This is a genomic window from Chelativorans composti (assembly GCF_039541695.1).
GTDB lineage: Bacteria > Pseudomonadota > Alphaproteobacteria > Rhizobiales > Rhizobiaceae > Chelativorans > Chelativorans composti.
This window is the reverse complement of record NZ_BAABGS010000018.1, coordinates 294,735-308,878: the sequence shown is the minus strand read 5'-3', so window position 1 is coordinate 308,878 and position 14,144 is coordinate 294,735. Positions and strand designations below refer to the sequence as shown.

The window sequence follows — 14,144 nt, the reverse complement described above, 5'->3', positions numbered from 1 at the left end:
GGACCGGAACGCGATAGGGTCAAAGCTTGATCTTCCATCGCGGTTGCGGGCAGAAACCAATTCCCTCTTTTCCTACCGCGATCGGACGTGAGCCGGGGCCTCAGTAATCACCCAGCTTCATGTCCGGAGAATAGTCGATCCCGTCGATTTCCTTGAATACGGCCTGGCCGCAGCGCATGGTCTTCGTCTCGGCGTCGTAGGCATAGGTGGGCGAGCCGTAGAGCTGCCAACCCTTGTTGAGGGCCGCGGTTACCTTGTGGCAGAAAGAGGCGTCGTCGGGGCCGGTCAGGAAGCGATAGAGTTTCATTGGGTCCTTTCCCTTATCAGCCGGGCCTTCTCAAGGAGGCTCCGGGCCATTTCCAGATGCAGCCGCTCGACCATCTTCCCCCCCATGGAAATGACGCCGCGGGTGCTGTTCTCAGGCTCGGCAAATTCGGCGACGATGGCCTCCGCCTCGGCGACCTCCTCGTCGGTGGGGCCGAAGATGCGGTTGGCACCGTCGATCTGGGCAGGATGGATGAGCGTCTTGCCGTCAAAGCCGAGCTCGCGGCCCTGACGGCATTCGCTAGCGAATGCCTCGAGATCGCGGAAGTTGTTGGACACACCATCGAGCGCGGTGATGCCGCCCGCGCGGGCGCAAAGCACGACCTGCAGCAGGAGCGGCAGGAGATTCGCCCGGTCAGGCCCCGGCACCATGCAGGTTGCCCTGGCGAGGTCGTTGGGGCCGACCACCAGGCAATCGAGCCGGGAAGACGGATCGCGCGCATAGTCCGCAATCGTGCCGGCGTTGAGAATGGAGCGTGGCGTCTCCATCATCGCCCAGAGCTTCAGGTCCGCCGGGGCATTCAATTCCGCGAGAGCGCGGTCGACCTCGCGCAACGTTTCGACACCCTCCACCTTTGGGATGAGAATGGCGTCGGGCCGGCAGGCACAGGCCGCTGCCAGATCGTCCCTGCCCCACTCGCTGTCCAGCGCGTTGATACGGATCACCAGCTCGCGCTGCGGCCGTCCGGCGCCTGAAAGGAAGGCCAGCAGCCGCTCACGGGCGGCCGCCTTCTCGTCGGGACCAACCGCGTCCTCGAAGTCGAAGATGATCGAGTCGCAGGCAAGCGACGGGCTTTTCGCCAGCGCCCGCTCGTTGCTGGCGGGCATGTAGAGGACGGAGCGGCGGAGGGACATGGACTGTTCTTTCATGCGATTGTCCATGACGCAGCCATTCGTTCGATGCAAGAGGGGTTTGCTTGCCGCGCCAGCTTGTGTAAAGAACTCCCCCAACCCATCGGTTCTTGATAGGCGTGTTTGGTCCCATGGAAAAGTTCACTACGCTCACCGGCGTCGCTGCCCCCCTGCCGATCGTCAATATCGACACGGACATGATCATCCCCAAGGATTATCTGAAAACGATCAAGCGCACCGGCCTGGGCAAGGGGCTTTTTGCCGAGATGCGCTACCGGGAGGATGGTTCGGAGAACCCGGACTTCGTTCTCAACAAGCCGGCCTACCGGAATGCCAAGATCCTGATCGCGGGTGACAACTTCGGTTGCGGTTCGAGCCGCGAACATGCTCCGTGGGCGCTTCTGGACTTCGGCATTCGCTGCGTGATCTCCACGAGCTTCGCCGACATCTTCTACAACAACTGCTTCAAGAACGGCATCCTGCCGATCACCGTCAGCCCGGAAGAGCTGGAGAAGCTGCTGGACGACGCTTCACGCGGTGCCAACTCTACGCTCACCATCGACCTCGAGCAGCAGGAAATCCGCGGTCCCGACGGCGGCGTGATCAAGTTCGAGATCGACGCTTTCAAGCGCCACTGCCTGCTCAACGGCCTGGATGACATCGGCCTGACGCTCGAGAAGAGCGCCGCCATCGAAAGCTTCGAGCAGAAGATGACCGAGACCCGTCCCTGGGTGTAGGCCGCCTGAAGCCATTTTCTCCATTCGTGCAGATTTTCATCGGCTGGAAAGTGGCCTAAAAAGATTCGGCTTTTCATAACCTGACACTTCAGGAGTTCATTAATGAATTGCCGAAACTTGAATCTTGCTCTGGCGACGCTGATCCTGACGCTTTCCGGCGCACAGGCCGAGGAGGAAAGCTCCATCCCCTTTGCCGATGGAGCTTTCACGATCTCCGAGACGGACAGCATGGAGAAGGTGCTGTCCTATAACGGCACGGAAATCGTCCGGGGATATTTCCTGGACTATGACCGCATAGTGGAGATTGGCACGGTGGAAGCGGCGCTGTTCCAGGTCGGAGCTGGCGGCAATGCCTGCGGACCCAGGACCGTAATCGCATGGAAGCCCGAGGACGAGGAGCTGAAAACCGCCCTGGCCGGCGATGATTGCGGCTCCCCTTCCCCGGCCATCACCGACAGCGCCATCTATTTCGTTCCGTACCTCCTGCCAGGAACCTCCGCTGAGGTGCAGGTCTGGACTCCAGACGAAGGGCTCACGCTGGCAGGGACGCTCAGCTACACACCGCAACCCGGCACCAGCTGGGACAGCCTGAACATCGACGATCTCGCCTATCCGGTCGATGCCTTCTCGAACGAAGCGGTCTACAAGATGGCGCAGACCCTGCTCGGGAACAAGCTGGTGGACGTGGCGACGGGCCTCTCGGTCACGGACGGGTTCCATAAGCTTGCGTCAGGAATCGCCTATGCGTCCGGATGCGTGCCGCACGCGTGCGGGTCGGCCGACGCCTTCATGGCGATCGACAAGGCGAACAGGAAGATCTACTTCGCCCAGCAGGACGGTAATGGCGGGGTGGAAGCCTGGCCAGCCCTCTCCGAGTGGCCGGAAGACGTGCGCAAGGCCATGCAGGAAACCATCGAAAAGAACTGACCCGGGCGGTCACTGCCCCCTCGTGCAGAACGCATTCAAGCACGGGAGACCGCCTCCCGAGGAGAAGTGAAACCCGCTCGACCGGCCTCGTGGTTCGAGAAGCTCACCATGAGGCCGTCAGACGGTTACTCGCCCTTCGACGGGCTCACCTTTCGACAAGCTCAGGATGAAGGGGGCTGTCCCCCCCTACCCCCAGTTCGCATCCGGAAGGATGTTGAGCGGAATCTTCAAATAGCGCGTGCCGTTGGACTCGGGCTCCGGAAGGCGGCCGGCATTGATGTTCACCTGCAGCGCGTGGAGAATCAGACGCGGCATCGGCAGCGTGCGGTCGCGCTCCTCGCGCAGCGTCACGAACTCCTCCTCCGTCCGGCACTTCGACATGTGGATGTTGGTGGCCTTCTCCTCCGCGACCGTCGACTCCCACTTCGGCTCGCGGCCGCCGGGCTGATAGTCGTGGCCAACGAAGATCCGTGTTTCGTCCGGCAGCGACAGGATTTCCATGATCGAGCGGTAAAGCTGCGAGGCGCTGCCGCCCGGAAAATCGGCGCGGGCGGTACCGGAATCCGGCACGAAGACCGTGTCATGCACGAAAGCCGCGTCGCCGATCACATAGGTGACCGAGGCAAGCGTGTGGCCGGGCGAGAAGATCACGCGGGCCGGGATGGTTCCGACGGAGAAGGTGTCGCCATGCGCGAAGAGCCGGTCCCACTGGGATCCATCGGCCGGAAAGTCGGGCCAGTTGTAGAAGTCCTTCCAGAGCTTCTGGACCTCGACAATCTTCTCGCCGATGCCGATGGGCTTACCCGTCTTCGACTTGAGATAGCTCGCGGCCGAGAAATGATCGGCATGCGGATGGGTATCGAGGATCCATTCGATCTCCAGCCCCTGTTCCTCCACGTGGGCAAGGATGGCGTCCGCGTTCCATGTGGCGGTGCTGCCCGACTTTTCGTCGTAATCCAGCACCGGGTCGATGATGACGCACTTGCGCGTGGATGGATCGGAGACAACGTACTGAATGGATCCGGTGCGCTTGTCGTAAAATGGTTTCACCAGAGGCTTTGCTTCAGGCATGAGATTCTCCGTCTGGCAGTTCCCGGACAATCCGATCCTAAATCCTTTGCGCGCCCAGCCCAAGTCTTCTTGCCCGGAACACACGCCGTCTTGAGACGACATGTCTCATCCTTTCGTCCAGGGGTCCTGCCCTTCCCAATCGCGTGAAACTCGGACAAAAGGGCCGGATGACGTCCAGATTGCCTCACCTGCTGTTTCTCCTGCTTGCCGGGATAGTCCTGCCGGGCCTCTCGGGCGAAGCGTTCGCGCATGCCTCGAACCGCGGGCATGTGTTGCTGCTACCGACCCAGCACTACCTGATGGGAGGAGCGATCACCGTGGCGGTGAGCTTCCTGGTGTTGCTGATGGTGCCGCCGGAACCGTTCGCGCGGCTGATGGAAAAGCGGAAATTCCTGCTGCGGCTGCCCTTCGACGGACGGGCTGCAGCGAGCATGCTCTCGTTTCTGTTCGCCGCAGCGCTGATTTATGCGGGGTTCAAAGGCAGCCGCGACCCGCTCGCCAATCCATTGCCGCTCGTGCTCTGGACGCTGCTGTGGATCGGGCTCACCCTGGCGCAGGGTCTCACCGGCAACCTCTGGGCCTGGCTCAACCCGTGGTACGGGCCGTGGCGACTGCTCGTGCGGCTGGGCCTGCGGGAAGGCGGATATCTCACCATGCCCGCGGCCGTAGGTTATAGGCCAGCGGTGCTGCTGTTCCTGTGCTTCGCGTGGTTCGAACTCATCTTCATCGCGCCGGAAGACCCGGCGATCCTGGCCACGGCGGTGACGGTCTACTGGCTGTTCTCCTTCTGCGGCATGATCCTGTTCGGATATGAGGTGTGGACGGAGCGGATGGAGTTTCTCTCCGTCTTCATGCGGATGATCGCGCAGATCTCGCCCTTCGCGGCCAAGCCGCTCGGTAACGGCAACGCAATCTTTATCGGCTGGCCGGGGAGCAAGCTGATCAAGGCAAGGCCCTTGCCACTCAGTGGCGTAGCCTTCCTGCTGCTGGCGCTTTCGTCGGTTTCCTTCGACGGACTCATGCACACGTTCACCTGGAACGCGTTCATCGGGATCAACCCGCTCGAGTTTCCCGGCCGATCGGTGGTGGTGGTGCCGAACACGATAGGGCTCGTCCTCATGTTCGTCCTGCTCAGCGGCCTGTTTCTCGGCACCGTGTGGCTGGGCGAGAGGCTGGCCGGGAGCCGGGACTGGGTCAAGGCGGCCGGTCTGCTCGTGTGGGCGATCGTCCCGATCTCGCTTGCTTATCACTTCGCCCATTATCTCACGGCGCTGCTGGTGGACGGGCAATACGCCATCGCCTCGTTCTCCGATCCCTTCTTCCTCGGATGGGATCTGTTCGGAACGGCGATCCGCCATGTTCAGGCCGGCATCGTGCTCGGGTCGGACGCGGCATGGTATATCTGGAACGCGCAAGCGGCGGCGATCATCGCGGGCCACGTGCTGGCGGTCATGCTCGCCCACCTGGTCGCATGGCGGCTGCATGGATCGGCACGAAGGGCAACCATCAGCCAGATCCCGATGGCACTGCTCATGATCGGCTACACCGTGTTCGGGTTGTGGCTGCTCTCGACGCCCTCAATTGGTTGATTTGCGATAATAATTTACATTGCCACCATTCGCGTTTGATGTTTTCTTGCGCGCGAATTCCAGCGGGGCGTAGGGCCCGGCCAACAAATTCAGGAGTAATCAGGCCATGAACCGAATCAACAATCAGGCTGTTGGTAACGGGCTCACGCGCCGCAGCGTTCTCAAGGGTGCGGGCGCAGGGGCAGCACTGCTCAGCGCGCCGGGCTTCGTGCGCTATGCACAGGCGCAGAGCTCCGAGCCCATCCGCATCGGTTTCCAGTGCCACCGCACCGGCATCGGCGCGCCCTATGGCCGCTGGTACGACCGCGTCACCACGGCCGCGGTAGAGCTCATCAACGAGGCCGGCGGCATCAACGGCCGTCCGGTCGAGATCATTATCGAGGATGACGGCACCGACGCCGCGCGCGGCTCGGAGGTGGTCGAGAAGTTCGTGCGCCAGCACAAGGTGGACCTGATATACGGCACGCTGTTCTCGCACGTGGTGGTGGGTTCCGCACCCACAGCCGGCGAGCTCAAGGTGCCGTATTACGTGGTGAGCGAAGGCTATCACGTCGCCTCGGGCAAGCTGAACCGCTACTGCGTGCAGCCGGGCATCACCGACGTGAAGGCGCAGGTGCGCTCCGTCGCCCCGTGGATCGCCAGCAACCTCGGCAAGAAGGTCACGCTGGTCTATCCGGACTATGCGTTCGGCCATGATCACCGCGACTATTTCCGTCCGGCCATCGAGGCGCAGGGCGGAGAAGTGGTAGCCATGATCCCGATCCCGCCGACCGAGACCTCGTTCACCCGCTACCTGCCGCAGATCCCGCGCAACACGGACGTGATCTACCACGTCATGGTGGGACCGGCCGTGCTCACCTTCGTGAAGGAGCTCGGCGAGTTCTTCGGCAGGGGCGGACCGCAGCTGTTCGGCTTCATCGACTCGCTGGAGGCCGTTGACCTCAGGAGCCCGGGCCTTGAGTTCCTCGAGGGCAGCCACTTCTGGGAAGGCATGCCGCGCTACGCGCAGGCCGACATGCCGGACTACGAAAAGTTCTACCGCGATGCGGTCGGGCTGGACGAGAACGGCGCAAGCGTCAACGACCCGCGCGACATCTCGACCGCCGGCCACATGTTCGGCTGCTGGGAGACCCTCTACATCATCAAGCAGGCCATGGAAGCCTGTGGCTACCGGGGTCCGCAGGACCGCGAGGCCATGATCGAGGCCACCGAAGCGATCACCGAGATCCCAGCCGGCACCGAGCATCCGCAGGGCAGGAAGATCTTCGACGGCCGCATCCACCAGGTGTTCGGCGAACAGAACATCAGCCGGGTCAAGGACGGCCGCCTGGAGGTCGTGCACCGCACGTCCATTGACGATGGCCGCTACGAGCCGGAGGCCGACTACACGACCATGTCGTTCTGACACGGATCAGTGCGGATGGCGGTTGCAGGATGACAATACGCTGCGGAACCGGCTTTCGGGCCGGTTTCCTCCGTCACCACTGACAGCAAGGAGAGCCTATGGGCTTCGGGCCTTACTTCCTGCTCGCCACACTTGAGGGGCTGGTCTCAGCGGCCGTGCTGGCGCTGACGGCCGTGGGCCTCTCGCTGGTGTTCGGCGTGATGCGGGTGGTGAACGTGGCCCATGGCGAGTTCTTCATGATGGGTGCCGTGCTCGCGTGGTGGTGCGCAAGCCTCGTTTCCGGCAATCCCGCGCTCGGCTTTCTCATCGCGATCCTGCTGAGCCCGCTCATCGTGGCGGGGGTGGCGTTGGCCGCTGACCGGCTGGTGCTGAAGCGACTGCATTACGAGCCGGAGGCCACGATCGTCGCCACCATCGGCCTGCTCTACATCATCCAACAATTGGCACTCACCTTCTATGGCGCGGAGGCGCGGCCGGTGCAGGCGCCGTTCGACTGGCGCATCCAGCTGCCGTGGTTCGGCTATTCGGGCTATAAGTTCTTCGTGATCGCAGCCGCCTCCGCCATCCTGCTGGCGGTTTGGTTCCTGCTCAGGCGGACGAACATCGGCCTCATCATGCGGGCCACGCAGATCGACCGGGAGATGGCGCAGGCCTTCGCCATTCCCGTCGACCGGGTTTATGCCGGCGTGTTCGCGTTCGGCGCGGCGCTCGCCGCGCTCGCCGCTGTGCTGATCGTGCCGATCAAGCAGGCGCACTATCTCATGGGACAGGATCCGCTGCTGCTCTCCTTCATCGTGGTGATCATCGGGGGCCTGGGATCACTGCGGGGCACGGTGGTGGCCGCGCTGCTGATCGGCCTCTCGGACGGCATCATCTCGATGTTCTTCTCTCCGACGCTGGCGAAGATGCTGGCAACGCTGCTCGTCGCTCTCGTGCTCGTGTTCCGGCCGCAAGGCCTGTTCAGCCCCGGCGGAAGGCTGGTGAGATGACGGGCCCGGCAAACCGCAAGACGCTGGCGCTGCACCTCGCGTTTCTCGCCGGACTGGCGGCGCTCGACTTCGTGCTGCCGGACTATCATCACGGCGTGCTGGCGCGCGTGATGGTGCTCGCCGTCTTCGCCATGGGCTACAACATCGCCTTCGGCTACACGGGGCTCCTGAGCCTCGGTCACGCGATGTTCTTCGCCGCCGGACTCTATGGCGCAGCGCTGCCGATCTACCACCTAGGCTGGAGCGTGTGGCCGTCGCTGGCGACAGGCGTCGTCGCCGGGCTGGCGCTCGCGGTTATCGTGGCGGCGCTCGCGCTCAGAACGGCGGGTGTGGCCTTCATGATCGTGACACTGATGTTCTCGCAGGTCTTCCACCTGACGACGCTCTATTTCACGACCTACACGCGGGGCGAAGAGGGTCTGGTGCTGCCGCAAAACGTGCGGCGGCTCGCCTTCCCCGGCGGGGAAATCAGCCTCGCCAGCGCGGACACGCGCTACTGGATCGCCTTCATCCTGTTCGCGGCGGTGCTGCTGTTCACCCTCGCGCTGGTGCGCTCGCGCTTCGGGCGGGCACTGGTCGCCATCCGCGAGAATGAAGAACGGATGCGCATGCTGGGCTATGACGTGTTCGCCAGCAAGCTTGCCGCGATGGCTGTTTCCGGAACGATCTCGGCGGCGGCGGGGGCGGCCTATGCGGTGCTGTTCGGCTATGCCGGATCGGGTTTCGCCTCGATCCAGTACTCGATCCTGCCGCTGCTCTGGGTGCTTCTCGGCGGTGCGGCGACGGTGCTGGGGCCGTTCGCCGGCACGCTCATCATGTTCTACCTGATCGACACGGCGTCGAGCCACACCACCGCCAACCTGCTGGTGGTGGGCGTGGCGCTGATCCTGCTCATCCTCTACTTCCCGAAGGGGATCATGGGCACGATCCGCGACAAATGGGTGCGGTGGCTGCCATGACCGTGTTGCTCGAGACCCGCAAGCTCACGCGCTCCTTCGGCGGCATCCGCGCGGTGGACGGCGTGGACTTCACGCTTGAAGCGGGCGAGATCCGCGCGCTGATCGGTCCCAACGGGGCAGGCAAGACTACGTTCGTCAGCCTCATCTGCGGGCGCGTGCCGGTCGAAAGCGGCAGCATCATCTTCGAGGGACGGGACATCACGCATCTGCCCGCGCACAAGCGGGTGCGGCTCGGCATTGCCTACACGTTCCAGATCACCAGCATCTTCCCGAACCTGACGGTGCGGGAAAATGTGGAACTCGCCGGCATGCGCGAGGGCCACGAAGCCCAGATTGCGCTCGATGTGCTTACCCGGGTGGGGCTCGCGCATATCGCCGAACAGAAGGCGGGCGACCTCGCCTACGGCCACCAGCGGCTGGTGGAGATTGCCATGGGGCTCGCACTCAATCCCCGTCTGCTCATTCTGGACGAGCCGACGCAAGGGCTTTCCACGGCCGAGGTGGAAGCGTTCATCAGCCTCATCCGACAGGTCGCGAAGTCCACCACGATACTGCTCATCGAGCACAACATGCAGGTGGTGATGGAACTCGCACACCGCATCACGGTGATGGAGCGAGGGCGCATTCTCGCTGAGGGAACACCCGAAGAAATTCGCAGCAACCAGGCCGTACAACAGGCCTATCTCGGAGCATGACCGTGGAAGCCCAGCTCAGGATCGACTCCATCAACTGCTTCTACGGCGACGTGCAGGTGCTGCACGATCTGTCATTCGAGCTTGAGAAGGGCGAGGTGCACTGCCTGTTCGGACGCAACGGCGCCGGCAAGACGACGACGCTGCGCGCCATCATGGGCCAGGCGCCAGTGCGCTCCGGCCGGATCGTCAAGGACGGTGTGGAGATCAACCGCCTGCCGCCGCACCGGATCGCCCATCAGGGAATCGCCTATGTCCCGCAGGGGCGCCGCCTGTTCGGCGAGCTGACGGTCGCCGAGAACCTGCAGATCGGGCTCATGGCCAGCAACCGGGGCGAGGAGACACGCGAGCGGGTGCTAGACCTCTTCCCCATCCTGCGCGAGCGTCTCGACCAGCGTTCAAGCACGCTTTCCGGCGGCGAGCAGCAGCAGCTTGCGATGGCGCGCGCGCTCTGCGTGGAGCCGGACGTGCTGCTGCTCGACGAGCCGACGGAAGGGCTGATGCCCTCCATGATTGCGCGCATCCGCGAGGTGATAACATCGCTGCACAGACGGGGCGTCTCCACCATCCTGGTGGAGCAGCGGGTGGAGGCGGTGCTGGAAATCGCCGACCGCGTTTCCTTCATCGAGAACGGGCGGCTCGTGGCGACCATGCCGGTGGACAAGCTGCGCGCCGAACCGGAACTGATCCGGAAGTATGTGGGGGTGGGGTAAAGCGAGCCGGTTTAAACGCACATGCCCCAGGCCCCATAGTGCAACGGTGCTCCCATCTCTTGATTTCCGGGTGAGAGACACGTTCCTCGCCAGTCCGCCCCGCCAACTGCAATAACTTGTTCCTTCGGAAACAATCTTTTGCAATGAGGCGCGATAGCGATATCTTATTGCTCTCATCAGTAATTCCGATTAACTAACCGCTGGATGGGGTTTCGGCGCTCGCAGCCTGTGTGCGGCGGCGGACGCCCATTTGGACGAGGGTTGCGCATGCAGTCTAACCTGATCATCAGCCTCGGGCTGCCTCTGGTCATGTTCGTCATCATGCTGGGGCTGGGACTTTCCCTGCGCCTGGAAGACTTCACCGAGGTGCTTGCACGGCCAAAGGCGCTGGTGATCGGGCTCGCCTGCCAGCTCCTCGTCATGCCGCTCATCTGCTTCGGGCTGGTGTCGGTCTCGAACCTCCCGCCCGCGCTGGCGGTGGGACTGACGCTGCTCGCAGCAAGCCCCGGCGGCACTTCGGCCATGCTGTTCACGCATCTCGGCCGGGGCAACGTGGCGCTCAGCGTCTGCATGGTGGCAATCACCACACTGCTCACCATGATCACCATCCCCACCGTGGGGAACATCGCGCTCGACATCTTCTACGGCGACACGAAGCCGATCTCCGTGCAGTTCCACCATGTGCTGCAGATCTTCTGTCTCGCCGTCATTCCGGTGCTGGGTGGCGCCGTGATCCGCCGGTTCAAGCCGGCGTTCGCCGCGCGCATGGAAAAGCCCGTGAAGCGGCTCGCAACGGCGTTCCTCGTCTTCGTGATCGCCGCGGCGGTGATCAGCGAGTGGCGAATCGTGATCGACTGGGGGCCGATCGTCGGGCTGACGGTGGTGATCTTCAGCATCGCGAGTCTCACGGTCGGCTATGTCGTACCGCAGCTCTTCCGGGTTAACCGCAGGGATGCAATCGCGCTCGCCATGGGGATCGCGCTCCACAACGCCGCGCTCGTCATGACCCTGACGCTCAACGAATACATGCTGAACGAGCCGCAGATGGCCATTCCGCCCGCGCTCTATGGCGTGAGCGCCTACATCATCTGTGGAGCCTTCGTGTGGATGCTCATCAAGGGCAAGGTGCTGCGCGAGGAAAGCTTCGCTGGCCGGAGCTGACGAAAACCGCCCCGGTCAGAGAGGCATGTCCGGTGATGGCTGCACGGCGATGCGATCCGCCGCGCTGAGTCGGTGCGACAGAAGTACCACGACCAGCATCACGAGCGCGAAGAAGATATAGACTGGGGCGAAGCCGGACCGTTCGGCCACGAAGCCGATCAGGGAAGGCGCCACCAGAATGCCGGAATAGCCGATGGTGGTCGCCACGCTCATGCCGATCGAGGCCGGGACGTCCGGCTGGTTGCCGGCGGCAGAGAAGATGATCGGCACCATGTTGGCGATGCCAAGCCCTGCCAGCGCAAAGGCGATGATCGCGCCCATGGGATGGGTGGAGAGGCCGGCCGCGAGCAGGCCGACCGCCGCGACGATGCCCGAGACGCGGACCGTGCGCACCGCCCCGAGGTGATTACGGACGCTGTCGCCGAGAAAACGCACCAGGGCCATGGTGCCCGAGAAGAAGGTGAAGGCAAGGCTCGCCGTCGCAAGGCTCGCGCCCATTTCCTGACGGAGGTAGAGGGCCGTCCAGTCCAGCACCGCCCCCTCCGGCGCCATGCAGAGGAGCGAGAGGATACCGATCACGTAGATGCCGGGCTTGCGCGGAAACCGGACCGCGCGCGGGGCGAGAGACGACGCTTCCGGCAGGGCCCTTCGTTCCTCGATGAGACGTGGGAGGGCTACGGCCAGGATCGCAAGCACGACGGCGAGCACGACCAGGGCGTGGCCCTGAGATCCCAGCGCCTCGGCAATGCGGCCGCCGACGCCCGCGCCAACGAAACCGCCGAGGCTCCAGAAGCCGTGCGAGGACGACATGATAGCCGAGCCCAGGCGGCGCTCGACAACAACGGCGTTGGAGTTCATCGCCACGTCCATGCCGCCGACGAAAGCGCCGAACAGCGCCACCGCCGGGACGGCAAGCGGCAGATTGGGCGCGAACGCGATGAGCGGCAGCGCAAAGGCGCTGAGCAAGGCCGAGACGCGCACGACGAGGCGCGAGCTGGTGCGGCCAACCAGCCAGCCGCAGAGAGGCATGACGGTGACCGCGCCGATGCCGAGAACCAGGATGATCAGACCGAGTGCCGTTTCCCCAAGCCCGAAGCGCTGCGCCAGCAGGGGAACCTGCGGCACCCAGCTTCCGACGATGAGGCCATTCACGAAGAAGCAGGCCGCAACGGCCCAGCGCGCGGCGCGGACGGGATCGGAACTCATGGGAATCCTTCGCACGGACAAGTCAGGCCGGACATTACGACGGCAAAACAGTCATGACCAGTCCACGCTGCGCGACCATCATAAGCATGCCCACCAACGCAGGGACCCGTCCCGGAAGCAGCGGAGCCGTACCGGCAGGCCGAGCCGGCTCTCGGCTCTGCTTGAACGCAAGGCCGCAGCCGATCGGTATTCGCCTTGCCCGAAGGCCGTAACAAAAGGGCCACCCGGGCGAGATGCCCGGGTGGCCGACCGGTTCAGGCGTGACGACAAGAGCAGTTCAGATTTTCACGGAAACTCTGATTTGTTCCAAGTAAGTATCTTGGCGCTGTTCCCGACGGAAAACCGGTTTCCACTCTTCCTGGAACTGCTTTAGTTCTCGAGGTAGTCGTACTTGCCGCCCTGCCACTGGTAGAAGACGTAGCCCGGCAGAGTGACGTCACCCTTCTCGTCGAACTGCAGCGAGCCGAGCACGGTGTCGAAGGTCTTCTCGCCCATGACCTTGACCACGGCGTCCAGGTCCGTGCTGCCGGCAGCCTTGGCGGCGTCGGCGAAGATCTGGATCGCGGCGTAGGTGTAGAGAGAGTAGCCCTCGGTGTTGCGGCCGGCGGCGGTCATCTTCTCGACAACCGGCTTGGCCACCTCGTTCTTGCGCGGGTCGGGCGAGAAGGTCATCAGGGTGCCTTCGCCGGCATCGCCGGTGATGGCCCAGTACTCGTCCGTCACCAGAGCGTCACCGGACACGAGCTGCGTGTTCAGGCCCTGCTCGCGCATCTGACGCACGATCAGGCCGGCCTCCGTGTGGTAGCCGCCGAGGTAAAGAACGTCGATGTTCTCCTGCTTCAGCTTGGAGACGAGCGCGGTGTAGTCCTTCTCGCCAGCGGTATAGGCTTCGTAGAGGATCGGCTTGCCGCCAGCGGCCTCGTAGACGGCCATGGTGGCGTCGGCCAGGCCCTTGCCGTAAGCCGTCTTGTCATGGACGAAAGCTACGCGCTTGCCCGCGAACTTTTCGGCCAGGAACTTGCCGGCGATCTCGCCCTGCTGGTCGTCACGGCCGCAGACGCGGAAGATGTTGTTGCCTGGACGCTTGTCGGTGAAGTCGGGGTTCGTCGAACCGGGCGAAATCTCCAGGATGCCCTCCTCCGCATAGACCTGAGAGGCCGGGATCGACGAGCCGGAGCAGAAGTGGCCAGCCACGAAGACGACGCCATCAGCGGCAAACTGGTTGGCGACAGCCACGGCCTGCTTCGGGTCGCAGGCATCGTCACCGACGACCAGGCGCAGCATCTCGCCATTGATGCCGCCAGCCTCATTGATGTCGGCGATGGCCTGCTCGGCACCCGCCTTCATCTGCTCACCGAAGGTGGCGTACGGACCAGTCATCGGACCCGCGACGCCAATCAAGATATCTGCCCAGGCTGAACCCGTCAGGAAAAGACTGAGGGCTGCCCCTGCCAACAACTGCTTTTTCATGATTGCTCCCATCTGTTTGACCAGTTTTGCCGACGACATCTTGGTCGTT

At 63.5% G+C, this 14,144-nt stretch carries 14 protein-coding genes; 9 read left to right on the top strand and 5 right to left on the bottom strand.

Annotated elements, in window-relative coordinates; translation table 11 throughout:
* Nucleotides 1-100: 100 nt before the first annotated feature.
* Nucleotides 101-307, bottom strand: coding sequence for a DUF1737 domain-containing protein (locus ABD906_RS06860; protein ID WP_345098754.1), 207 nt, complete (start codon nt 305-307; stop codon nt 101-103).
* The gene (locus ABD906_RS06855) at nt 304-1,194 is read right to left on the bottom strand and encodes an HpcH/HpaI aldolase/citrate lyase family protein (RefSeq protein WP_345098753.1); all 891 of its coding nucleotides are present in this window, start codon (nt 1,192-1,194) and stop codon (nt 304-306) included. The genes ABD906_RS06860 and ABD906_RS06855 overlap by 4 nt, the downstream gene beginning before the upstream one ends.
* Nucleotides 1,195-1,307: 113 nt before the next feature.
* On the opposite strand from ABD906_RS06855, the gene leuD reads away from it, so the two are divergent.
* Both leuD and ABD906_RS06845 read left to right on the top strand, forming a co-directional pair.
* Nucleotides 1,308-1,913 carry a 3-isopropylmalate dehydratase small subunit gene (gene leuD / locus ABD906_RS06850; RefSeq protein ID WP_345098752.1) on the top strand — a complete coding sequence of 202 codons (606 nt, stop codon included), beginning with the start codon at nt 1,308-1,310 and terminating at the stop codon, nt 1,911-1,913.
* 102 nt (nt 1,914-2,015) lie between these two features.
* Nucleotides 2,016-2,840: a hypothetical protein gene (locus ABD906_RS06845; RefSeq protein WP_345098751.1), complete on the top strand. Its 825-nt coding sequence runs from the start codon at nt 2,016-2,018 to the stop codon at nt 2,838-2,840.
* 186 nt (nt 2,841-3,026) lie between these two features.
* Here the strand turns inward: ABD906_RS06845 and ABD906_RS06840 are convergent, their stop codons facing one another.
* Complete coding sequence (locus ABD906_RS06840; protein ID WP_345098750.1) at nt 3,027-3,911, bottom strand: MBL fold metallo-hydrolase; 885 nt, start codon at nt 3,909-3,911, stop codon at nt 3,027-3,029.
* A 167-nt stretch (nt 3,912-4,078) separates the two neighbouring features.
* On the opposite strand from ABD906_RS06840, the gene ABD906_RS06835 reads away from it, so the two are divergent.
* The 7 genes from ABD906_RS06835 (at nt 4,079) to ABD906_RS06805 (ending at nt 11,419) form a co-directional block, all read left to right on the top strand.
* Nucleotides 4,079-5,500: a hypothetical protein gene (locus tag ABD906_RS06835; RefSeq protein ID WP_345098749.1), complete on the top strand. Its 1,422-nt coding sequence runs from the start codon at nt 4,079-4,081 to the stop codon at nt 5,498-5,500.
* A gap of 106 nt (nt 5,501-5,606) precedes the next feature.
* Nucleotides 5,607-6,905, top strand: a complete 1,299-nt coding sequence (locus ABD906_RS06830) for an ABC transporter substrate-binding protein (protein ID WP_345098748.1) — start codon at nt 5,607-5,609, stop codon at nt 6,903-6,905.
* Between the two features lie 98 nt (nt 6,906-7,003).
* Nucleotides 7,004-7,894: a branched-chain amino acid ABC transporter permease gene (locus ABD906_RS06825; RefSeq protein WP_345098747.1), complete on the top strand. Its 891-nt coding sequence runs from the start codon at nt 7,004-7,006 to the stop codon at nt 7,892-7,894.
* Nucleotides 7,891-8,853 (top strand): branched-chain amino acid ABC transporter permease, encoded by a 963-nt coding sequence (locus ABD906_RS06820; RefSeq protein WP_345098746.1) that lies wholly within the window; start codon nt 7,891-7,893, stop codon nt 8,851-8,853. Before ABD906_RS06825 ends, ABD906_RS06820 begins: the two co-directional genes overlap by 4 nt.
* Entirely contained in the window at nt 8,850-9,548 is a 699-nt protein-coding gene (locus tag ABD906_RS06815) for an ABC transporter ATP-binding protein (RefSeq protein ID WP_345098745.1), read from the top strand. The genes ABD906_RS06820 and ABD906_RS06815 overlap by 4 nt, the downstream gene beginning before the upstream one ends.
* A complete protein-coding gene (locus ABD906_RS06810; protein ID WP_345098744.1) occupies nt 9,545-10,258 on the top strand; it encodes an ABC transporter ATP-binding protein in 714 nt (237 codons plus the stop codon). The genes ABD906_RS06815 and ABD906_RS06810 overlap by 4 nt, the downstream gene beginning before the upstream one ends.
* Nucleotides 10,259-10,525: 267 nt before the next feature.
* Entirely contained in the window at nt 10,526-11,419 is an 894-nt protein-coding gene (locus tag ABD906_RS06805; protein WP_345098743.1) for a bile acid:sodium symporter family protein, read from the top strand.
* A gap of 15 nt (nt 11,420-11,434) precedes the next feature.
* Here ABD906_RS06805 and ABD906_RS06800 read toward each other — a convergent pair whose 3' ends face one another.
* Nucleotides 11,435-12,625, bottom strand: coding sequence for an MFS transporter (locus tag ABD906_RS06800; protein ID WP_345098742.1), 1,191 nt, complete (start codon nt 12,623-12,625; stop codon nt 11,435-11,437).
* Between the two features lie 369 nt (nt 12,626-12,994).
* Entirely contained in the window at nt 12,995-14,095 is a 1,101-nt protein-coding gene (locus ABD906_RS06795; protein WP_345098741.1) for a branched-chain amino acid ABC transporter substrate-binding protein, read from the bottom strand.
* Between the last annotated feature and the right edge of the window lie 49 nt (nt 14,096-14,144).

Bases quoted from the DNA above. Each gene is read 5' to 3' on its own strand.
- ABD906_RS06860 (WP_345098754.1), bottom strand. From the start codon at position 307: ATGAAACTCTATCGCTTCCTGACCGGCCCCGACGACGCCTCTTTCTGC.
- ABD906_RS06855 (WP_345098753.1), bottom strand. From the start codon at position 1,194: ATGAAAGAACAGTCCATGTCCCTCCGCCGCTCCGTCCTCTACATGCCC.
- leuD (WP_345098752.1), top strand. From the start codon at position 1,308: ATGGAAAAGTTCACTACGCTCACCGGCGTCGCTGCCCCCCTGCCGATC.
- ABD906_RS06845 (WP_345098751.1), top strand. From the start codon at position 2,016: ATGAATTGCCGAAACTTGAATCTTGCTCTGGCGACGCTGATCCTGACG.
- ABD906_RS06840 (WP_345098750.1), bottom strand. From the start codon at position 3,911: ATGCCTGAAGCAAAGCCTCTGGTGAAACCATTTTACGACAAGCGCACC.
- ABD906_RS06835 (WP_345098749.1), top strand. From the start codon at position 4,079: ATGACGTCCAGATTGCCTCACCTGCTGTTTCTCCTGCTTGCCGGGATA.
- ABD906_RS06830 (WP_345098748.1), top strand. From the start codon at position 5,607: ATGAACCGAATCAACAATCAGGCTGTTGGTAACGGGCTCACGCGCCGC.
- ABD906_RS06825 (WP_345098747.1), top strand. From the start codon at position 7,004: ATGGGCTTCGGGCCTTACTTCCTGCTCGCCACACTTGAGGGGCTGGTC.
- ABD906_RS06820 (WP_345098746.1), top strand. From the start codon at position 7,891: ATGACGGGCCCGGCAAACCGCAAGACGCTGGCGCTGCACCTCGCGTTT.
- ABD906_RS06815 (WP_345098745.1), top strand. From the start codon at position 8,850: ATGACCGTGTTGCTCGAGACCCGCAAGCTCACGCGCTCCTTCGGCGGC.
- ABD906_RS06810 (WP_345098744.1), top strand. From the start codon at position 9,545: ATGACCGTGGAAGCCCAGCTCAGGATCGACTCCATCAACTGCTTCTAC.
- ABD906_RS06805 (WP_345098743.1), top strand. From the start codon at position 10,526: ATGCAGTCTAACCTGATCATCAGCCTCGGGCTGCCTCTGGTCATGTTC.
- ABD906_RS06800 (WP_345098742.1), bottom strand. From the start codon at position 12,625: ATGAGTTCCGATCCCGTCCGCGCCGCGCGCTGGGCCGTTGCGGCCTGC.
- ABD906_RS06795 (WP_345098741.1), bottom strand. From the start codon at position 14,095: ATGAAAAAGCAGTTGTTGGCAGGGGCAGCCCTCAGTCTTTTCCTGACG.